This is a genomic window from Nocardiopsis sp. CNZ308, assembly GCF_004217075.1.
The window spans coordinates 6,338,524-6,358,910 of record NZ_SHKJ01000001.1; the positions used below are offsets into that span (position 1 = coordinate 6,338,524).

17 protein-coding genes and 1 pseudogene are annotated in these 20,387 nt (G+C 72.7%); 8 read left to right on the forward strand and 10 right to left on the reverse strand.

Features of this window, described 5'->3' with window-relative positions:
• Positions 1-232 precede the first annotated feature (232 nt).
• The 3 genes from EV372_RS27365 to EV372_RS27375 are packed head-to-tail and all read left to right on the forward strand — an operon-like array spanning position 233 to position 1,799.
• The gene (locus EV372_RS27365; protein WP_130398435.1) at positions 233-403 is read left to right on the forward strand and encodes a histidine kinase; all 171 of its coding nucleotides are present in this window, start codon (positions 233-235) and stop codon (positions 401-403) included.
• Positions 400-1,071: an ABC transporter ATP-binding protein gene (locus EV372_RS27370; RefSeq protein ID WP_130398436.1), complete on the forward strand. Its 672-nt coding sequence runs from the start codon at positions 400-402 to the stop codon at positions 1,069-1,071. Before EV372_RS27365 ends, EV372_RS27370 begins: the two co-directional genes overlap by 4 nt.
• A complete protein-coding gene (locus EV372_RS27375) occupies positions 1,068-1,799 on the forward strand; it encodes an ABC transporter permease (RefSeq protein WP_130398437.1) in 732 nt (243 codons plus the stop codon). The genes EV372_RS27370 and EV372_RS27375 overlap by 4 nt, the downstream gene beginning before the upstream one ends.
• A gap of 47 nt (positions 1,800-1,846) precedes the next feature.
• Here the strand turns inward: EV372_RS27375 and EV372_RS27380 are convergent, their stop codons facing one another.
• Positions 1,847-2,386, reverse strand: coding sequence for a class IV adenylate cyclase (locus tag EV372_RS27380; protein ID WP_130398438.1), 540 nt, complete (start codon positions 2,384-2,386; stop codon positions 1,847-1,849).
• A 325-nt stretch (positions 2,387-2,711) separates the two neighbouring features.
• Here EV372_RS27380 and EV372_RS27385 point away from each other — a divergent pair, with 325 nt between their 5' ends.
• Complete coding sequence (locus EV372_RS27385) at positions 2,712-3,209, forward strand: hypothetical protein (RefSeq protein ID WP_019611429.1); 498 nt, start codon at positions 2,712-2,714, stop codon at positions 3,207-3,209.
• 90 nt (positions 3,210-3,299) lie between these two features.
• Here EV372_RS27385 and EV372_RS27390 read toward each other — a convergent pair whose 3' ends face one another.
• The 5 genes from EV372_RS27390 to EV372_RS27410 all read right to left on the reverse strand — a co-directional run bounded on the left by EV372_RS27390 (position 3,300) and on the right by EV372_RS27410 (position 9,441).
• Entirely contained in the window at positions 3,300-4,499 is a 1,200-nt protein-coding gene (locus EV372_RS27390) for an L-talarate/galactarate dehydratase (RefSeq protein ID WP_130398439.1), read from the reverse strand.
• Between the two features lie 34 nt (positions 4,500-4,533).
• Positions 4,534-5,859: an enolase C-terminal domain-like protein gene (locus EV372_RS27395; protein WP_130398440.1), complete on the reverse strand. Its 1,326-nt coding sequence runs from the start codon at positions 5,857-5,859 to the stop codon at positions 4,534-4,536.
• Positions 5,856-7,505, reverse strand: coding sequence for an aldehyde dehydrogenase (NADP(+)) (locus tag EV372_RS27400; RefSeq protein WP_130398441.1), 1,650 nt, complete (start codon positions 7,503-7,505; stop codon positions 5,856-5,858). Before EV372_RS27400 ends, EV372_RS27395 begins: the two co-directional genes overlap by 4 nt.
• Positions 7,506-8,411 (reverse strand): 5-dehydro-4-deoxyglucarate dehydratase, encoded by a 906-nt coding sequence (gene kdgD / locus EV372_RS27405; protein ID WP_165436092.1) that lies wholly within the window; start codon positions 8,409-8,411, stop codon positions 7,506-7,508.
• 136 nt (positions 8,412-8,547) lie between these two features.
• Positions 8,548-9,441, reverse strand: a complete 894-nt coding sequence (locus EV372_RS27410) for a LysR family transcriptional regulator (protein ID WP_130398443.1) — start codon at positions 9,439-9,441, stop codon at positions 8,548-8,550.
• Between the two features lie 149 nt (positions 9,442-9,590).
• Between EV372_RS27410 and EV372_RS27415 the strand changes: the two genes are divergently transcribed.
• The 4 genes and pseudogenes from EV372_RS27415 (at position 9,591) to EV372_RS27430 (ending at position 15,098) form a co-directional block, all read left to right on the forward strand.
• The gene (locus EV372_RS27415) at positions 9,591-10,607 is read left to right on the forward strand and encodes a Bug family tripartite tricarboxylate transporter substrate binding protein (protein ID WP_165436045.1); all 1,017 of its coding nucleotides are present in this window, start codon (positions 9,591-9,593) and stop codon (positions 10,605-10,607) included.
• Positions 10,604-11,503 carry a tripartite tricarboxylate transporter TctB family protein gene (locus EV372_RS27420; protein ID WP_130398444.1) on the forward strand — a complete coding sequence of 300 codons (900 nt, stop codon included), beginning with the start codon at positions 10,604-10,606 and terminating at the stop codon, positions 11,501-11,503. The genes EV372_RS27415 and EV372_RS27420 overlap by 4 nt, the downstream gene beginning before the upstream one ends.
• 27 nt (positions 11,504-11,530) lie before the next feature.
• A pseudogene (locus EV372_RS27425) lies at positions 11,531-13,126 on the forward strand (tripartite tricarboxylate transporter permease).
• A gap of 667 nt (positions 13,127-13,793) precedes the next feature.
• Positions 13,794-15,098 (forward strand): HNH endonuclease signature motif containing protein, encoded by a 1,305-nt coding sequence (locus tag EV372_RS27430; protein ID WP_130399149.1) that lies wholly within the window; start codon positions 13,794-13,796, stop codon positions 15,096-15,098.
• 733 nt (positions 15,099-15,831) lie between these two features.
• On the opposite strand, the gene EV372_RS27435 is transcribed toward EV372_RS27430, so the two are convergent.
• The 4 genes from EV372_RS27435 to EV372_RS27450 form a co-directional block, all read right to left on the reverse strand.
• Entirely contained in the window at positions 15,832-16,869 is a 1,038-nt protein-coding gene (locus tag EV372_RS27435; protein ID WP_197044330.1) for a transketolase family protein, read from the reverse strand.
• Positions 16,866-17,741: a transketolase gene (locus EV372_RS27440; RefSeq protein WP_130398445.1), complete on the reverse strand. Its 876-nt coding sequence runs from the start codon at positions 17,739-17,741 to the stop codon at positions 16,866-16,868. Before EV372_RS27440 ends, EV372_RS27435 begins: the two co-directional genes overlap by 4 nt.
• A 104-nt stretch (positions 17,742-17,845) precedes the next feature.
• Entirely contained in the window at positions 17,846-19,318 is a 1,473-nt protein-coding gene (locus EV372_RS27445; RefSeq protein ID WP_130398446.1) for a GntT/GntP/DsdX family permease, read from the reverse strand.
• Between the two features lie 138 nt (positions 19,319-19,456).
• On the reverse strand, positions 19,457-20,353 hold the full coding sequence (locus EV372_RS27450; protein WP_130398447.1) for an NAD(P)-dependent oxidoreductase: 897 nt from the start codon (positions 20,351-20,353) through the stop codon (positions 19,457-19,459).
• Positions 20,354-20,387 lie beyond the last annotated feature (34 nt).

A 20,387-nucleotide genomic window follows, 5' to 3' on the forward strand; every position in this document is an offset into this window, starting at 1 on the left:
GAAGGGGTACCGTGGCCGATCCGCGACGGTACCTGGGGCCACTCGGGCGAGACCTTCGGCCACCCCGCCGCGTCCCCGGGTCCGCGCTCCCCCGACCCCCGGCCACCCCGCCCGGGCCCCGCGCCACCGGACCCGGCACCGAAGACACTGCCGCCCGCCGGGGCCCCTGCCTAGCGTGGCCGGTGCTGCTCGGGAACACGTCCCGGGCACGTCCACGACGACAAGGAGTCGCATGTCAGCGGTGCTCTTGGTCGCGTCGATGATCGCGTTCGCGGGCGCGGTCACCATCGCGGCGGCCCGTTTCCTCTCACCCGGCGAGACGGGGAAGGGGGCGTACGTCCTCCCCGGCGTCCTCCTCCTCGTCTACGCCGTCCTCTTCGGCCTGTGGATCGTGGTCCCGTGAGCCTGATCGACATCCGCGACGTCTCCATGGCCCACGGCCGCCACCGCGTCCTGCACCGGATCGACCTGCGGGTCGAACCCGGTCGGGTCTACGGGCTGCTCGGCCCCAACGGCTCGGGCAAGACCACCCTGCTCAAGTCGGTCCTGGGCGCCAACGACCACACCGGCGCCATCGAGCGCGCGCCGGGCCTGCGCGTGGGCCGCCTGATCGAGTACCCCGCGTTCTACGGCGGCCTGACCCTGCGGGAGAACCTGGAACTGCACGCCCGCTACCTGCGCACCCCCCTGGACGAGGTCCCCGGCCTGTTGGCGGAGGTCGGCCTGGGCGAGCGGGCGGACCTGCGCTTCTCGCGCACCTCCCTGGGCATGAGGCAGCGGCTCGGCATCGCCCGGGCGCTCCTGGGCGAACCCGGGCTGGTGCTGCTGGACGAGCCCACCAACGGCCTCGACCCCATCGGCATCCGCGACATCAGGGAGCTGGTCCGGGCCGTCCAGCGCGAACGGGGCACGAGCATGATCGTCTCCAGCCACAACCTGACCGAGATCGCCTCCCTGGCCGACCACCTGCTGTTCATGAGAGCGGGCCGGATCGTACGGCGCATGGACGCCGACGAGGTCGAGGGCGACCTGGAGGACCTGTACGCGACGGTCCTGGGGGAGGACGCGTGAGGACGCTGCTGGCCAACGAACTCCGCAAGATCCGCCGGGAGCGCTTCGTCTGGGCCGTCCTCGTGCTCAACGTCGTCCCGCTGGCGATGGTGGTCGTCAACTACGCCGTGAACGGCGGGGAGCCCACCCTGGAGCGGTTCTACTTCACCTTCCACAACCAGTACACGATGGTCCTGCCCCTGGTGGTGTGCGCGACCGTCGCGGCCTGCTTCCACACCGAGTTCCGCAACGGCACCTACTTCGAGTGGCTCACCTGCGGCCGTTCCAAGCCCGCGCTGTGGGCCGCGAAGCTGGCCGTCGCGTGCGCGCTGGTGGCGGTGATGGCGGCGGTGAACCACGTGGGGTTGGTGGTGTTCCTGCTGCTGGAGAACCCCGGCGCCGGGATCGGGCGGATGAGCGCCGCCTACTGGCTGCTGGTCGGCGTGTGCGTCGCCCCGGTGGCGCTGCTGTGCGCCCTGCTGACGCTGGTGACCCGCAACGTCGTCATCGTGAACGTGTTCGGGATCGGCCTGACCGTGGCCACGCTGGTGTTCATGGCCGCCGACTTCTCGTACGTGGTCCCGACCTGCTTCGCCTACCGGCTCAGCGTGGGCGTGGTCGTGCCCGACGCGGCCTACCCCGACCTCGGACAGGCGCTCGCGGTCGGCTGGACGGTGACGGCGCTGTCCCTGCTGCTGCCGCTGGCGGCCAACCTGCTGGTCATCACCCGGCGCCGCTACCTGCGCTGACCCCGCCCCGCCCCCGACGGCGGCCGCGCCCGGCCGGGACCCCGCGGTCAGCCCGCCGCGGCGGCCCGCACGAGGACGTCGTAGCCGTCGGTGGTGCGCTCCAGGTCCGCGCCGAGCGAGCGCACCCACGCGTCGAGCCGGGCCTGGACCGCGGGGCCGTCGCGGTCGTCGTCCACGGTCATCTCGACCTCCAGGAACACGCCCACACCGCGCAGTTCGTCCACGCACACGGTGATCGCGCCCGCCCGGCCGACCCGGCGGGTCTTGACGATGCGCAGGACCGGGACGTAGCCGAACTGGAGGAGGACCCGGTGCATCTGCTCCCGGTCGGCGACGGCGGTCTCGTGCTCCACGTACTCCAGGGGGTTGGCGGCCGGGGTCTTGGCGGTGAGGACGTGCTCGCCGCCCTGGGTGCGCAGCCGGGCGAAGGCGCGTCCCGCCTTGGGCGTGCCGAACTCCCACCCGGGCGGGGCGTAGGCCTGGTCGTCCTGCTCGGCGGGCGCGGAGAGGGCGACCCCGGCGGAGTCGAGGGCGGCCAGGAGCGCGGCGGGGTCGGCGACGCGGTACTTGGCCTCGATCTCACGCATGCGTGTGCTCCTGGGCAGAGTGGTACGGGAGTTGCCCAGGAGCTTACCGAGGGTGAGGGCCGTCCCGCGCGACTGCCGCACGGCCCCTCCTGCGCGACGGACCGGGACGGCAGGTGCCGCCGCGAAGGCCCAGGTCGCCGGGGTGCGCGAAATCCCTGGCCGCCTCCGGCATGCGCGACCCCCTACCGGGCAGAGGGTAAAGACAGTCCCCCTGAACGGTGTGCTCCACCCCATGCACGGGCCGGTGACGCCGTCCGCGGACCGGGGGGACCACGCCGTGTGGCGCGCGGTGCGGCGCGCCACGCCCCCTGAAGGAGTACACCGGGTGGACGAGACAGTCGGCAGGGCGGGCTCGGGAGGACGGGTCGAGGACTACCTGGCCCTGCGCCGCCGCAGGTGGTGGCAGCGCGAGGCGCGCAGGCCCCAGGACGCCGTGATGGGCCGGGAGTGGACGATCGCTCCGGCGGACGAGGAGACCGAGGTCCCCGTGTCGTCGCTGGTGGTGGAGATGTCCGACCAGGAGGCGTGGTACTGGGGGTTTCGCGCTCCGGACAGCCTGCCCACGGACATGCGCTGGAGGGTGACCGTGCCCTACTCCCTGCCCGAGGGGCACCGGGGGCGGACCGCCGTGCAGGTGCTGCTCACCATGGGCAACAGGGCCGAACTGGTGACGCCGCTGCACCCGGCGACCGCGCCGCTGGACGTCCCGGTGGAGCGGATCGTGACGGACACCGACGTACCCGCCGAAGAGCTGCCGGGGATGTGGCTGAGCGTGGCGCTGCTGGGCGGAGCGGACGCACAGGGGTTCCGCGCGCTCTCCTGAGCGCCGCGTGCGCTCCCGGCCCCGGTTCGGCCGCACGCGCGGGCCCGCCGCCCCGCGCCGCCGGGTCCGGTGACCCGGCGGCGCGGCCGGTCAGCCCTTCAGGTCCGTGCGGCCGTCGGCGTCCACCCGGGTCTTCTGGGCGGTCCAGGCGCGGGCCTGCTCGCTGATCGTGCAGCCCAGCCCCGGCCGGTCCGGAACGAGCATGCGCCCGCCCGCGGTCTCCAGCCGCTCCTCGAACAACGGCTGGAGCCAGTCGAAGTGCTCCACCCAGGGGTCGAGTTCGTAGGCGGCGGCCAGGTGCAGGTGGATCTCCATGGCGAAGTGCGGCGCCATCCGCACCCCGGCCCTGCGTCCCTGGGCCATGACGTCCAGGAACGGGGTGATGCCCCCGACCCGCGGCGCGTCCGGCTGCATGAAGCCCACGGCCCCGGCCTGGATCAGCGCCTCGTGCTCGGCGGGGCTGGTGAGCATCTCGCCGGTGGCGATGGGCGTGGCCAGCTCGCGCGCCAGGTCCGCGTGCCCCCGGACGTCGTAGGCGTCCAGCGGCTCCTCGATCCAGACCAGGTCGAACCGGTCCAGGAGGCGCCCCATGCGCGCGGCCGAGCCCCGGTTCCACTGCTGGTTGGCGTCGACCATGAGCGGGAAGTCGCCCAGTTCCTCGCGCACGGCCTCCACGCGGGCCAGGTCCACCCGGTGGTCGGGGTGGCCGACCTTGATCTTGATGCCGCCGATGCCCGCGGCGCGGGCGGCCCGGGTGTTGTCCAGCACCTCCTCCAGCGGCGCGGACAGGAACCCGCCGGAGGTGTTGTAGCAGTCGACCGCGTCGCGGTGCGCGCCCAGGAGCTTGGCCAGCGGCAGTCCGGCCCGCTTGGCCTTGAGGTCCCACAGGGCGATGTCCATCGCGGCGATGGCCTGGGTGGCCAGTCCGCTGCGCCCGACCGAGGCCCCGGCCCACACCAGGCGGGTCCACAGGCGCTGGATGTCGCTGGGGTCCTCGCCGATCAGCTCGGGGGCCACCTCGCGGGCGTGGGCGTACTGGCCCGGGCCTCCGGCGCGCTTGGAGTAGGTGAAGCCGACGCCTTCGAGCCCCTGCTCGGTGGTGATCTCGGCGAAGAGCATCGACACCGAGGTGAGCGGCTTCTGGCGGCCGGTGAGCACCTTGGCGTCGCTGATGGGGGTGGACAGGGGCAGGTCGACGCGGGACAGCGTCACCGAGGCGATGGCGTCGGTGGCGGTGCCCCCCGCGGTGCCGGTGCGGGTGCCGCCCCGCGGCTCGGCGGGTGTGTTCATGGGGTCTCCGGAAGTGGGGGGGACGGGGGGAGGTTCAGCGCACCATCGCGGGGCGCTTGGGGTCGAAGGTCCAGTCGGGGATGAGGTGTCGCATGGCCGCGGCGTCGTCGCGCGCGCCCAGCCCGTGCTCCAGGTACAGCTCGTGCGCGGCGGCCAGGGCGTCGCGGTCCAGCTCCACGCCCAGGCCGGGGGCGGTGGGCACGGTGACGGCGCCGTCCTCGATCCGGAAGGGCCTGCGGGTCAGGGCCTGCCCGTCCTGCCAGATCCAGTGGGTGTCCAGGGCGGTGATGTCGCCGGGGGCTGCGGCTCCCACGTGGGTGAACATCGCCAGGGAGATGTCGAAGTGGTTGTTGGAGTGCGAGCCCCAGGTCAGACCGAAGTCCTCGCACAGCTGGGCCACGCGCACCGAGCCGCGCATGGTCCAAAAGTGCGGGTCGGCCAGCGGGATGTCCACCGCGTTGACGCGCACGCTGTGCGCCATCTGGCGCCAGTCGGTGGCGATCATGTTGGTGGCGGTGCGCAGGCCGGTGGCCCGCCGGAACTCCGCCATGACCTCGCGCGCGGAGTAGCCTCCCTCGGCGCCGCAGGGGTCCTCGGCGTAGGCCAGGACGCCGTGCAGGTCGGAGCAGAGCGCGGTTGCCTCGGCCAGCGACCAGGCGCCGTTGGGGTCGATGGTGACGCGTGCGTCGGGGAAGCGCTCGGCCAGGGCGCGGACCGCCGCGGCCTCCTCCTCGCCCGCCAGCACCCCGCCCTTGAGCTTGAAGTCGCGGAAGCCGTAGCGGCTCCGGGCCGCCTCGGCCAGGGCGACGACGGCCTCGGGGGTGAGCGCGGGCTCGGTGCGCAGGCGCTCCCAGTCGTCGGCGGGGTCCTCGGCCCCGGGGTAGGGCAGCGGTGTGCGGTCGCGGTCGCCGACGTAGAACAGGTAGCCCAGCATGGGCACCCGCTCGCGTCGGCGGCCCTCGCCGAGCAGGTCGCAGACGGGCACGCCCAGGTGCTGGCCCAGCAGGTCGAGCAGGGCCGACTCCAGGGCGGTGACCGCGTGCACGGTGGTGCGCAGGTCGAAGGTCTGCTCGCCCCGCCCGCCCCGGTCGCGGTCGGCGAAGGCGTCCTGGACACGGCGCAGGAGGGGGTTGAGCTCGGCCACGGGGCGTCCGACGAGCAGTTCGGCGGCGTCGGCGATGGTGGCGCGGATGGGCTCGCCGCCGGGGACCTCGCCCAGGCCGGTGCGCCCCTCGCTGTCGGTGAGGATGGCGATGTTGCGGGTGAAGAAGGGGCCGTGGGCGCCGCTGAGGTTGAGCAGCATGCTGTCGCGTCCGGCCACCGGCACCACGTCGACGGAGGCGATGGTGGGCGTACTCATGCGGGGTCTCCTCCGGGCACGACGGTGCCCTCGACTCGTCGGTTCAGCCGCCAGGGGTTGTCCTGGCGCAGTGCGGGCGGCAGCAGGGCGTCGGGCATGTCCTGGTAGCTGACCGGCCGCAGGAACCGGTGCAGGGCCAGGCTGCCCACCGAGGTGCCCCGGCCGTCGGAGGTGGCGGGGAAGGGACCGCCGTGGACCATCGCGTGGGTCACCTCCACCCCCGTGGGCCAGCCCCCGAACAGGACGCGGCCCGCCCGGCGCTCCAGCACCGGCAGCAGGGCGCGCGCCGCCGCCAGGTCGTCGGCGTCGCCGGTGTCGGCGTGCAGGGTGGCGGTGAGCTGGCCCTCCAGCCCCTCCAGCGCGGCGGGCAGCGCGGCGGCGTCGGGGTAGCGCACCACCGTGCCCGCGGCGCCGAAGACCTCCCCGCTCAGACGCGGGTCGGCCGTGAGGTCGGCCAGGGACACCTCTGCCAGGGCCGGGGCCGGCGCGTTGGGGCCCTCCCCCTCGCCGCCCCTGGCCCGCAGCACGACCTCCGAACGCCCCTCCAGCGCCTCCACCCCGTCGCGGAAGGCCGCGGCGATGGGCGCGGTGAGCATCGTCTGGCCGGTGGAGTCGGCCACCAGGCGCGCGGCGGCTTCCACGAACCGGTCCCCGTCCGGGGCGGAGGGGACGAACACCAGACCGGGGTTGGTGCAGAACTGCCCCGATCCCAGGGTGAGCGAGGCGACGTAGGCCCCGGCCAGGTCCTGGGCGCCCTGCCCGGCGAGCGCGCCGGGCAGCACGAACACGGGGTTGACCGAGGACATCTCGGCGAAGACCGGGATCGGCTCGGGGCGCTCGGCCGCCACCCGCATCAGGGCCAGTCCGCCGCCCCGCGACCCGGTGAAGGCCACGGCCTTCACGCGCGGGTCGGCGACCAGCTCCTGTCCGATGCCGTTGCCCTCCCCGAACAGCAGGGAGAACACGCCGCCGGGCAGGCCGCTCCCGCGCACCGCGTCGGCCACGGCGCGCCCCACGAGTGCGGCGGTGCCGGGGTGGGCGTTGTGGCCCTTGACGATCACCGGGCACCCGGCGGCCAGGGCCGCCGCCGTGTCGCCCCCGGCGGTGGAGAAGGCCAGGGGGAAGTTGCTCGCGCCGAAGACCGCCACGGGGCCGACGGGGATGTGCGCCAGGCGCAGGTCGGGGCGGGGCTGGGGGGTGCGGTCGGGCAGCGCCGGGTCGATGCGGGCGCCGAGGGCGTCGCCCTGGGCCACGACGTCGGCGAACATGCGCAGCTGGCCGGTGGTGCGGGCCCGCTCCCCCGTCAGGCGCTGGCGCGGCAGGCCGCTCTCGCGCACCGCCCGGTCCACGAGCGCGTCGCCCAGGGCGTCGATGTTGTCGGCGACGCGGCGCAGGAAGGCGGCGCGCTCGGCGGGCGGCTGGGCGCGGAAGGCGTCCAGGGCCCGCTCGGCGGCGCGGGTCGCCTCCTGGATCTGGCCGGAGTCCACCAGGCCCACGGGCTCGCCGAACTCCTCCCCCGTGGCGGGGTCGGTCGCGCGCAGGGTCCCGGCCCGGCCCTCGACGGGAGCGCAGGCCACCAGCGGTCCGAGGACGTCCGTGCCCGTGTTCGTGCCCGTGCCCTGCGGGTCCGGAGTGTGCTCGGCCATTCAGGCGACCTTTCCGACCAGCGCGGACAGCTCGTCGCGCTCGGCCTGGGTGAGTGCGGTCAGGGGCGGCCGGACGGGTCCGCCGTGGCGCCCCACGGCGTCGAGCCCGGCCTTGACGATGGAGACCGCGTAGCCGCGCATGCGGTCGCGGAGGTCCAGGTAGGGGATGACGAAGTCGTTGAGCTTGCGGTACACCGACTCCCTGTCGCGGGCCTGCACGTCGGCGAAGAAGCCCAGGGCGAACTCGGGCGCGAAGTTGTACATCGCCGAGGAGTAGGTGCTCACCCCCAGCTCCAGCAGCGGCAGCGCGAAGGTCTCCGCGGTGGGCAGGCCGCCGATGTAGGCCAGCCGGTCGCCGACCCGGGCGTAGATGCGGGTCATCGCCTCGATGTCGCCGACGCCGTCCTTGAAGCCGATGAGGTTGGGGTTGCGCTCGGCCAGCTCGGCCACGGAGCGGTCGTCGAGCACGGCGTTGGCCCGGCTGTAGACGACCACCCCCAGGTCGGTGGCCCGGCAGACCGCGCTGACGTGCTCGACCAGGCCGGGCTGCCCGGCCTCGGTGAGGTAGGGCGGCATGAGCAGGACGCCGTCCGCGCCCGCCTCCTGGGCGGCGCGGGCCTGAAGGGCGGCCGCCGCGGTGCCGCCGGTGGCCGGGGCGAGCACCGGGACCCGGCCCCCGACCTCGTCGACCGCCGTGCGCACCACGCGGTCGATCTCGGCCGGGGTGAGGGAGAAGCCCTCGCCGGTGCCCCCGGCGGCGAACAGCCCGGCCACGTCGTGGCTGGCCTGCCAGGCCAGGTGCTCCCGGTAGCGCCCCTCGTCGAAGGCCAGGTCGCCGTCGAAGTGGGTCACGGGGAAGGACAGGAGCCCGGACCTGAGCCGTCCGGCCAGGTCGTCTGGGTGCATCGCGTTCACGTGTCGTCCTCGGTTCTGCGGCTCGGGCCCCGGGGGTCGCGGGCCCGCACGGTGTTGCCGCTACCGTACGGAGCGTCGTTCGATGCTGTCCAAGATTCGTTGGGCATCAACTGATACCCACCGGGTATCAGGAGGCTCCTCCGTCGGCGGCGGGCCACGCCTGGAGCACCCTCGCCACGACGGGATTGGGCGAGTCGTGGGTCCAGATGAGGTGGAGTTCGACGGGGTTCTCGGGCAGCCCCTCCAGCTCGCGGTAGGCCACCCCCGCCACGCCCAGACCGGTCGCCGAGGCGGGCACGAAGGCGACCCCGCGCCCGGCGGCGACGAGCCAGACCATCGTCATGACCTGGCTGACCGTGTGCACCACGTTCTGGTGGGCGATGGGCAGCAGGCCGACCACGAGGTCGTAGAAGTAGCGGGCCTTGATCGGCGAGTGCATGATCAGCGGCACGTCCACCAGGTCCTCGGCGGACAGCGGACCCGTGCGGCGCGCCAGCGGGTGGGCCTCGGGCACCGCGACCAGCAACCGCTCGCGGAGCTGGACCCGCGACCCGAACAGGTCGGTGTCCAGGGGCGGCCGGGCCAGGCCCATGTCGATCTCACCCGAGAGCAGGGCCGCGGCCTGTTCCTTGGTGACCATCTCGAACAGCTCGACGGTGATCTCCGGCAGCTGCCTCTCCACGGAGTTGACCATGTCCCCGAGCAGGCCGTAGGAGGAGGCCGCGGTGAAGCCGACCCGCAGCGTGCCCCGCGACCCCTCGGAGATGCGCCGCGCCAGGTCCGGCGCGCTCTCGGCCAGGGACAGCAGGCGCCGGGCCTCGATCAGGAAGGCCTCCCCCGCCGCGGTCAGGACCACGTGGCGCCGGTCGCGCTCCAGCAGGCGCACGCCCACGACGCGTTCGAGCTTCTGGATCTGGCGGCTGAGCGGGGGCTGGGTCATGGACAGCCGCTCCGCGGCCCGCCCGAAGTGGAGTTCCTCGGCGACGGCGACGAAACCACGCAACTGGTCGAAAGAGAACATGATGCACGGAAGGTATCAGGTTATGCCGTATTCGACTTGGACATGCATGATCGCATGTTCCTATGCTGCCACTCACCGAAGTACGTGACCGCGTTCACACAGAACCCTCCGACGTGTGCGGACGGCGGCCACAAGAAAGGCGAGGAACCATGACCCATATACCGCGCAGGAGCCGCGCCCGCCGGGGCGCGGCCTCGGTCCTCGCAGCGGGGCTCACCGTGTCGTTGGCGGCCTGCGGCGGGAACCTGTCCGGTGGGGGCTCCGCCGAGGGCGAGTTCCCCCGGGGGCCGATCACCGTGATGGTCGGACAGGACCCGGGCGGCAGCACCGACCTCATCGCCCGAGCGCTGGCCGACGGCGCGCAGGAGGGGCTCGGCGTCGCGCTCCCGGTGGTCAACACCCCCGGCGCCAACGGCGCCCTGGCCGCCAACGAACTCGCCTCCCAGGAGCCCGACGGCCAGAACCTGCTCGTCATCAACGCCTCCCTCACCGCGATCACCCCCCTGGCGGTCTCGGAGGAGGAGGCGGTCGACATCGCCGACTACGAGGTCGTCACCGGCGTCTCACGCGACGACTACGTGCTCGTCACCGCGGCCTCCTCCGACTACGACACCCTCCAGGACCTCGTCGACTCCGGCGACGAGGTCGACTACGGCACCACCGGGGTGGGCACCGGCAGCCAGCTGTCCCAGGCGCTGCTGTTCGAGCAGGCCGGGATCTCGGGCACCCCCGTCCCCTTCGACGGCGGCTCCCCCACCCTGACCGCCGTCCTGGGCAAGCAGGTGGACGTGGCCTCGGTCCAGCTCGGCGAGGCGATCGCCCAGATCGAGGCCGGTGAGATCACCCCCCTGGCCACCTTCGCCGAGGAGCGCAACCAGTACCTGTCCGACGTCCCCAGCGCGGTCGAGGCCGGGTACGACGTGCGGGTCTCGCAGTACCGGGCCGTGGTCGCCCCCCAGGGCACGCCCGAGGAGGTCGTGGAGCGGCTGCGCACGGCGTTCACCGAGGTCTTCGCCAGCGACGCCTACCAGGAGTTCAATGAGAACAACCTGCTCACCCCGCACGAGCTGGAGCCCGCCGAACTGACCGAGGAGTGGTCCTCCTTCGCGCAGGAGTACGCCTCCATGGTGGAGGAGTACGGCATCGACATGGGCGAGGGCCGGTGAGCGCGCCCCGCACCCGGCGCGCGCAGGGGTCCGCGTCCGCCGCCGGGGAGCCCGCCGCGAGGGAACCCACCGCGCGGGAGGCCGCCGGGCGGGAGAGCCCCCAGCAGGAGAGCGCCCGGCAGGAGAGCGCTGCACGAGAAGGCGGCGCGCGGGAGAGCGCGGCGCGGCGGGCCGCCGCGGAGCAGGCCGGTCCGGAGCGGGAGACCGCGGCACGGGACGCCGCGCCCGCGGACCCGGAACCCGGCGCGGGACAGGCCGAACCGCAGCGTGTGGGGCCGGAGGGGGCCGCCCCGGAGCGGATCGTTCCGGAGGAGGTGGTTCCGGAGGAGGTGGTTCCGGAGGAGGTGGTTCCGGAGGAGGTGGTTCCGGAGCGGACCGCTCCGGAGGGGGCCGGGTCGCCGGAGGCCCAGCCGCAGGAAGCCGCGCCCGGCCCGGAAGAGGACGAGGAACCCCCGAAGCCCCTGGGCCCCCGGGCCAACACCGCGGTGGCCCTGACCGTCACCGCCCTGGGCGCGGCCGGGATCGCCGGGTCCTGGGCGCTCGGCCCGGGCACCCCCGCCGACCCGGGCTCGGGCACCTGGCCCCTGCTCGTCAGCGTGGCGATCGCCGCGCTGGGCGTGGTCCTGCTGGGACTGGCCCGCCGCACCGCCGACACCGAGGTCTTCTCCGCCTCCTCCTGGAAGGTCCTGGCCGGGGTCGCCACCATGGTCGGCTTCGTCGCCGTGGTCGGCGTGATCGGCTTCGAGATCCCCTCCGCGCTCCTGGCCTTCGTGTGGCTGCGCTTCCTCGGGGGCGAATCGTGGCGCCTGTCCGCCATCGCCTCGGTCCTGATCGTGGTCGCCTTCTACGTCGTCTTCGTCGGCCTGCTGGCCGTGCCGATCCCCCACCTCTTCTAGGACACAACGATGGATTCCCTGACACCCATGATCAACGGGTTCGGTGTCGTCCTCGAACCGGTCAACCTGCTCTACTGCCTGATCGGCGTCGTGGTCGGCATGCTGGTCGGGGTCCTGCCCGGGCTCGGCCCCGCGGCCACGATCGCGATCCTGCTGCCCCTGACCTTCGGCCTCGAACCGGTGACCGCGATCATCATGCTCGCGGGCATCTTCTACGGCGCCCAGTACGGGGGGACGATCACCTCGGTCCTGCTGCGCCTGCCCGGCGAGGCGTCCTCGGTGGTGACGGTCTTCGACGGCCACATGCTGGCCCGCCAGGGCCGGGCCGGGACGGCGCTGGGCATCGCGGCCGTAGGCTCGTTCGTGGGCGGGACCGTGTCGATCGTGGCCCTGTCCCTGGTCGCGCCCCTGGTGGCGAGTTTCGCCCTGGACTTCGGCCCGCCCGAGTACACCGCGCTGGCGCTGCTGGGCATCCTTCTGGTGTCCACCGTCGGCAACGGCAGCCGGATCAAGGCGATCATCGCCGCCTGCGTGGGCCTGTTGCTGGCCACGGTCGGCCTGGACACCTTCACCGGCGCCGAACGCTTCACCTTCGACTCCATGGCGCTGTCCGACGGGATCGACTTCGTGCCGATCGCGATGGGCCTGTTCGGCATCGGGGAGATCCTGCACAGCCTGGAGGAACACCACCGGGCGCCGAAGAAGCCCCTCAAGGTCACCAACACCTGGCCCTCGCGCAAGGACCTGCGCCAGTCGTCGGGCGCGATCGGGCGGGGTTCGGTCATCGGCTTCGTGCTGGGCATCCTGCCCGGCGGAGGCGCCACCCTGTCCTCCCTGGCGGCCTACGCGATGGAGAAGCGGCGCTCGCGCAACCCCGAGCGCTTCGGCAGGGGCGCGGTGGAGGGCGTGGCCGCGCCCGAAACGGCCAACAACGCCGCCGCCACCTCCTCGTTCATCCCGCTGCTGACCCTGGGCATCCCGGCGAACGCGACGATGGCGATCATCTTCGGCGCGCTGCTCATCCAGGGCGTACCGCCGGGGCCGGAGCTGGTGACCCAGGAGCCGGAGCTGTTCTAGGGCGTCATCAACTCGATGTACGTCGGCAACATCCTGCTGCTGATCATGAGCATTCCGCTGGTGGGGCTGTTCGTGCGGATCCTGCGGGTGCGCCCGACGATCCTGGCCCCCATCACGGTGCTGATCACGCTGGTGGGCGTGTACACGGTGCGCAACAGCGTGTTCGACATCGTGCTGGTGGTGGTCTTCGGGCTGTTGGGCTACCTGATGAAGAAGTTCGGCTTCGACCCGGGGCCGCTGGTGCTGGCCTTCGTCCTGGGCTCGCTGCTGGAGAGCTCGCTGCGCCGGTCGCTGCTGCTCTTCGACGGGGACCCCACGGGGTTCCTGACCCGGCCGATCTCGGGAACGCTGTTGCTGCTGTTGGCGGTGGTGATCGTGCTTCCGCTGGCGCGTGCTCTGTGGCGGTGGTACCGGGGCCGCGGTAGCGATAGCGGTGACGGTGGCGGTAGGGGTGGTGGTAGCGGCGACGCCGGTAGCAGTAATGGCCGTGGCGGTAGCAGTGGTGACGGCAGGACCGAGGAACCCGCAGGAAGGACGGACGCCTGACCGGTTCCCGTCCCTCTCCGTGTAGTGTTCCGGCCCCGGGCGATCGCCCGGGGCCGTTCCCGTGTTTTCCACAGGCGGGGGTTAGGGGTGGCCGTGGGTGGAGTGGTGATGGTTTCCTGGAAATAGGGGGGATCCCACCCAGTAGGCGTTTCGGCATGCCCTGAAACACTCGGCGCTCAATAAGGATAATGGATTGAGGGGCAGGGAGGGGCCGCCCACAGGTCTCTCCCCTACGCCATTCCTGTCGGGGGTTGCTGGCGGCAGCGAAAGCGCGCCAGCTGCCGCGAAGTGGAATGGTCTTCGGCAAGCGGCTGGTGTTGGGTGGGGGTGGACGCGGCCGACGAACAGCGGCACCAAAGGCGGGAGCGACCCCCGGAGGGCGGCCAACGCCCGGGGTGTGGAGGTGGTCGGGCTCTGCGACGTCGGCACCAACGGCAAGCGGACCCTCCAGCCTCGGGTAACGGATCCGGCCCCTGGGGTTGGGGCGGCTGGCGGTGACACCAACGGCGAGTTCCCGTTCTGGACGCTCGTTTTCGGACACCTTTTGAGTCCGCCTTAAATGTGGCCACCCAATCAAGTGAAGTCCTCGGAAGAAAGGCGTCTAATTCGGGGTTGTGAATAGTGGAGAAAGGGCGGATGCTCGCCTATAATAAGAAGTATGGAGATGATGATCGCAGCGCCCAAGGCGGCCCCCGGGGAATGTTCCCCGGCCGTGGCCGCGCTGGCCGGTGCGCGCGAGATCATCCACCAGATGTTGAACGCCGAGGTGCCGCCCGGGGCGGACGAGAGTGCGGCTGAGGAGGTCGCGGCGCTGTGGGCCCAGCTGGACCAGATCCGCTACCAGGCGCTCGCGCGGATGGCGCGCCTGTACGCACGCGGTGAGATAGCCCGCTACAGCGGTTATTCCACGCTGGACAAGTGGATCACCCATCGGTGCAAGGTCCCTACCGCTCAGGCCAAGGACCTGGCCCGTCTGGCCCAGCACGTGCACGAGGAAACGCTGCCTGCCACGGTGGAAGCGGTGGAGGAGGGTGCTCTGGCCTTGGGTGAGGCGGTGGCGATCGCCAAGGCCACCGATAAGGCCATCCAGACCCGGGACGAGGACCACTTCCCCGATCAGGCGGAGTACCGGCAGGGGTTCGAAGCGGCGCTGGTAGCCGCGAAAACGGAGCGGCCCGCGTTGTCGGTCAACCAGCTTCAGTCGGTGGCCCGCCAGGTCGCTTACCGTTTGGATCCGCACCGGTTGGACCGTGACCACGAGGCTGCTCACGCGGCCCGTGGACTAACACTCCATGACACCTTCCAGGGCAGCTACCAGTTGCAGGCCTGGGGCGGGTCTGGGGATGCGTTGATCGTGCGCGCGGCCATCGACACCTTCACCACCCCACCCGGGGAGGGTGACACCCGGTCCCGGTCCCAGCGTGAGCACGACGCGCTCATCGCCGCGCTGCGCTTTGCCACCACCCACACCGGATGCACTCATGCTCCGGCTCCGCTGGCGCAGATCCGCATCGTCGTGCCCGTGCAGACCTACTTGGACGCTCAGAGTCAGGAGGTTCCGGCGTTGGACGAGCACGGTCGGGTGATCCCGGTCGGACTGGTCCACGAACTCGCCGCTGACTCTGAGGTGGTGCGGATGCTCACCGCCCCGCCTACCGGACAGGTGCTGGATGTGGGCCATAGCCGCCGCTTGGCCTCAGCCCGCCAGCGCACGGCGGCCTTTCACGGGCACAGCACCTGCGCCCACCCGGGCGGATGCGAAGTACCGGTCGCCCTCTGCCAAGCCGACCACGTCACCTCCTTCTCCCGGGGCGGGCGCACGGTGGTGGCTAATCTGCAACCGTTGTGCGGGCCGCACAACCGGGCCAAGTACCAACGCGAACTCCGCACACACCCACACCACTACCCAGGACGGGACCGGGGACGGGACCACCCGCCCGGCAGGGACCCGGATCCACCACCCCGCACATGACCCCCGCGCCCACCGTGGTCGCTGCCTCCGTCGCTTGCCCCCGCCCCAGGGGCCCGGACCGCTGCCCGGGGCCCGACAGTCCCGCTGCCTTTGGTGCCAACGCAGCAGAGCCCAGCCGCCTCCAAAGGCCAACCGTTAACCGCCCTCCCGGGCCACTACGCGGCAGCTGACGCCGCTACCTCCCGCCACCATCAGCAGGTGGGGCGTTGAGCGGAGTCCCCGGACACCCGCCGCCTTTGGTGCCGACGCAGCAGAGCCCCACCACCCCCGAACCCCGACCGTTGGTCACCCTCCCGCACCACTGCGCGGCAGCTGGCGCCGCCGCCTCCCGCCACCATCAGCAGGTGGGGCGTTGAGCGGGGTCCCCGGACACCCACCGCCTTTGGTGCCGACGCAGCAGAGGCTGACCACACTCCGACCTCAGGCGTTGGTCACCTTCCCAGGTCACTTCGCGGCAGCTGATGCCGCAGGAGCGAGCAACCACACTCGCACAGCAAGCGTTGTCTGTCTGCGGGACCCGCTTCCCCGAACAGGTGTGGCGGGGAGCCCCGAAGAACTCCCCGCCACACCTTCACGGGCCCCGGCGCTCTTCGCCGACCGGCGGAACCAGCCCCATCACGTCATCTCGCGCCTCATTCCGCCCCACCCCGACCTGCCCCGACCTGCCCCGCCCCGGAACGTCCCGTCCCGGCCCGGACCGTCCCGTCCCGGACCGCCCAGCTCGGCCGACCCGTCACAGCGAGGCGCGCACCCTTTCCACGATCCGGGGCACGGACACGCCGTAGCGGTCGTAGAGGGTGGGCAGCGCCCCCGCGTCCAGGAACTCGTCCGGCAGTCCGATGTGCTCCACCCGCCGGGCCACCCCGCGCTGGACCAGGGCGGAGGCCACCGACTCGAACAGCCCGCCCACGACCGAGTGGTTCTCCAGCACGAACACCTTGCGGTCCCGGCCCACCTGCTCCAGGACCGTCTCCACGTCCAGCGGCTTGATGGTGGGCGCGTGCAGGACCGCCACGCCGATCCGGTCGGCCTCCAGCTCGGCGGCGGCGCGCAGCGCCCGCTCGGTCATCATCCCCGAGGAGACGAACAGGACGTCGTCACCGCCGCGCAGGAGCGCGGCCTCGCCCAGCCGGAACTCGTAGTCGTACTCGTCCAGCACCGTGGGCACCGCGCCGCGCAGGATGCGGGTGTAGGTCGGTCCCTCGTGCGCGATCAACTGCGGGACCGCCTGCTCGATGTCCACCGAGTCGCACGGGTCCACGATCACCATCCCGGGGATGCCCCGCAGCAGGGCGATGTCCTCGGTGGCCTGGTGGCTGGGCCCGTAGCCGGTGGTCAGGCCGGGCAGCGCCGCGACGACGTTGACGTTCAGGCGCGGCTCGGCGATGTCCAGGCACAGGAAGTCGTAGGCGCGGCGGGTGGCGAAGACCGAGTAGGTGGAGGCGAAGGGCACGAACCCCTCCATGGCCAGCCCGGCGGCGGCACCCATCATCACCTGTTCGGCCATGCCCATCTGGTGGAAGCGGTCGGGCATGGCGTCGCGGAAGACGTGCATGTCGGTGTACTTGGCCAGGTCGGCCGACAATCCCACGACGCGCTCGTCCTCGCGCGCGGCGCGTACCAGGGCGTGCCCCAGGGGCGCCTGGACGGTGCGTGCGCCCTCCTCCGCGATCGAGGCGATCATGGCGTCCGACGTCAGCTTCCTGCCGCCGACGCCACCGACGCCGCCGGTGCCGGCGCCGCTGGTGCTGCTGCTGGTGGTGGTGCTCATGCCGTGTACCCCTCGTATCCCTGGCGCAGCTGCTCGCGTGCGGTCTGCCACTCGTCCTCGGCCACCCGCATGAAGTGCAGCTTCTCCCTGCTCTCCAGCATCGGCACCCCCGCGCCGATCCTGGTGTCGCACACCAGCGCCGTGGGCGAGCCGCGGTGCTCGCGCAGCTCGTCCAGGGCCGCGGCGACGGCGGCCACGTCGTTGCCGTCCACCCGCAGGGTGTGCCATCCGCTGACACGCAGCTTCTCGTCGGCGGGTTCGGTGCCCATGACCTCCTGGGCGGGACCGTCGGCCACCTGGCGGTTCATGTCCACGATCGCGGTGACGTTGTCCAGGCGGTGGTGGGCGGCGGCCTGCACCGCCTCCCACGTGGAGCCCTCGCTGAGCTCGCCGTCGGAGAGCAGGTTGTACACGCGGGCGGGGTTGCCCTTGCGGCGCAGCCCCAGTCCGACACCCACCGCGATCCCCAGCCCGTGGCCCAGGGAGCCGCCGGAGATCTCCATCCCCGGCGTGTAGGTGGCCATGCCCGACATCGGCAGGCGCGAGTCGTCGGTGGCGTAGGTGGTCAGCTCCTCCTCGGGGATGATCCCCGCCTCGGCCAGGGCGGCGTAGAGGGCGATGGCGTAGTGGCCGATGCTGAGCAGGCAGCGGTCGCGCCCCTCCCACTCCGGCTCCTCGGGGCGCAGCCGCAGGTGGTCGGCGTACAGGGCGGCGAGCACGTCGGCGAACCCGAGGGCCTGGCCGATGTAGCCCTGTCCCTGGACCTGGGCCTGGGTGAGGGCGTTGAGCCGGATGCGGTAGGCGGCGGCGCGCAGCCGCTCCAGCCTGGCGGTGTCGACGCCGCCTCCGGGTCTGGTGGCGGTCTGGTGCATAGGGACCTTCCTCGGTGTACGAAGGGTGTGGTTCGGGGGGAAGGACGTGGTTCGGGGGAAGGGTGTGGTTCGGGGGCGGCGCGTCCCGTCCGGGGCGCGGGGGTTCAGACCAGCGCCCAGGTGAGGCTGACGAGGGCGAACCCGCTCGTGCCCAGGACCGTGACGAGCACGCTCCAGGTGCGCAGGGCGTCGCGCACCGACAGGCCCAGGTAGCGCGAGACGATCCAGAAGCCCGAGTCGTTGACGTGGGACAGGCAGATGGCGCCGCAGCCGATGGCGAGGTTGACCAGGGCGACCTCCAGGCCGCTGTACCCGCCCGAGGCGATGGCCTCGGCCAGGAGCCCGGAGGTGGTCAGGGCCGAGACGGTGGCCGATCCCTGGGCCGCCCGCAGCAGCGCGGCCAGGCAGAAGGCCAGGAGCAGCAGGGGCAGCCCCAGGCCGAGCATGCTCTCGGAGAGCACCTCGCCGATGCCGCTGGCGGTGAGCACCCCGGCGAACGCGCCGCCCGCTCCGGTCACGAACACGACCACCGCCGCGGGGGCGAGCGCGGCGTCCATGACCGAGCCGACCGAACGCATCGACCAGCCGCGGCGCACGCCCAGCAGGTACAGGGCCAGCAGGCAGCCGGTGAGCAGTGCGAAGGGCGGGGCCCCGACCATGGTCAGGAAGCGCAGGGACGCGGAGCCCTCCTCCAGGAACATCCCGGCGACGGTCTGGAGCCCGATCATGAGGATGGGGACAGCGATGACCGTGATCACCGCGGCGGCGCTGGGCGGGCGCTGCGGCTCCACCCGGGGGCGGGCGGAGACCTTGGCCGTGTCGGAGGCGCCCGCGCCGTCCGTCCCGCCGGCAGCGCCCGTGCCGCCCGGGCCCCCGGTGCCGCCGGAGGGCTCCGTGCCGCCGGTTCCGGGTTCACCGGTGTTCTGCTCGTACAGTGCGGCGGTGGAGGGCAGCATGGCGTACGCGCGCCGGTTGAGCAGCTTCGCGGTGTAGTGGGCGATCACGCCCACCGGGAGGATGAGCGCGGCGCCCAGGAGGGTGACCAGGCCCATGTCGGCGCCGGTGAGCACGGAGCTGCCGACGATGCCGGGGTGGGGCGGCAGCACCACGTGGATGAAGAGCATCAGCCCGGCGATGGGCAGGCCGATCCGCATGGGCGAGGGCAGGCGGGCCGCCCGCGAGAAGGCGTAGATGATCGGGACCAGGACGATGAACGCGACGTCGAAGAAGATCGGCACCGCGATCACCGACGAGGCGATCAGCAGCGCCACGCCCACCCTGGCCGGGCCGAGCAGCGCGCTGAAGCGTTCGGAGAGCGCGTCCGCGCCGCCGGAGTGCTCGACGATGGCGCCGAGCATGGCTCCCAGCCCCACCAGGAGGGCCACGTTGCCCAGGGTGCCGCCCAGCCCTTGCACGATGGTGGGCACCACGTCCTCGAAGGGCATGCCGGTGGCCAGGGCGGTACCGACGCTGACCAGCAGGAGCGCGACGAAGGCGGGGACGTTGAAGCGGATGATGAGGACGAGTAGCGCGCCGATCGCCCCCAGGGCGATCAGTGCGAGTACGAGGGCGTCCATGGCTCGGGTTCTCTCTGTCGTGGCGGCGCGGGTCCCGCGCACCGCTCCGGGAGGCGTTTTCCGGGCATGCTGGGGGGACCGTCGGCGCCGCGCGGGGACGGGGGGCGGTGAGGGGCCGGGTACGGGGCCCGGCGGGGGTCAGTCCCGGTAGACCCGGATGACCTGGGAGTCGTCGTGGTCGAGCAGACCGGCCTCGGCGGCCCTGGTGTAGGCGTCGCGGGCGGCCAGGAGCAGCGGGGCGGAGAACCCGGCCTCCTCGGCGGTGTCGGCGACGAGCCCGGAGTCCTTGACGAAGATCCCGATGGTGCTGGTGATCTCGTCGGGGCCGTCCGGCAGCATGCGCGGGCCGCGGTCGCCGAGCATCCAGGAGCCCCCGGCGCCGCCGGAGACGGCCTCCAGCACGTCGGCGGGGTCGAGCCCGAGGCGTTCGGCCAGGGCCAGCGCCTCGGCCGCGGCGGCGATGTGCACCGAGCACAGGAGCTGGTTGACGACCTTGTAGGACTGTCCGCGTCCGGCCTGGTCCCCGCAGTCGCGCACCGTGCCCATGGCCTCCAGCACCGGCCCGCACCGCCGGAGGGCCTCGGGGTCTCCGGCGGCGAACAGGGTCAGGGCCGCGCGCCGGGCCCCGGCCACCCCTCCGGTGACCGGCACGTCCAGCAGCCGCACCCCGCGTTCGCGCGCGCGGTCGGCGACCTCGCGCACGGGGCCGGGTCCGACGGTGCTCATGACCACGAGCACCGCGTCGGCGCGCATGGCCTCCAGGGCGCCGCCCGGGGCGGTGACGGCCGCGCGCAGCTGGTCGGGGGTGGCGACCATGACGATGACGACGTCGGCCTCACCGATCCCCTCGGTGTCGGGCTGGGTGCGCAGGCCCTGGTCCCGGGCCTCCTCGCGGCGCCGCGGCGAGGGGTCCACGCCGACCACGGTGTGCCCGGCCGCGGCGACCTGCAGGGCCATGGGCAGGCCGATGGCGCCGATGCCGACGAACATCACGGCCGTTTTCGGGCATGGCTGTGGAACTGGTGTGGTGTCCATGTGTCTTCCTTCTCCCCCGCGGGGGGTGTTTCGG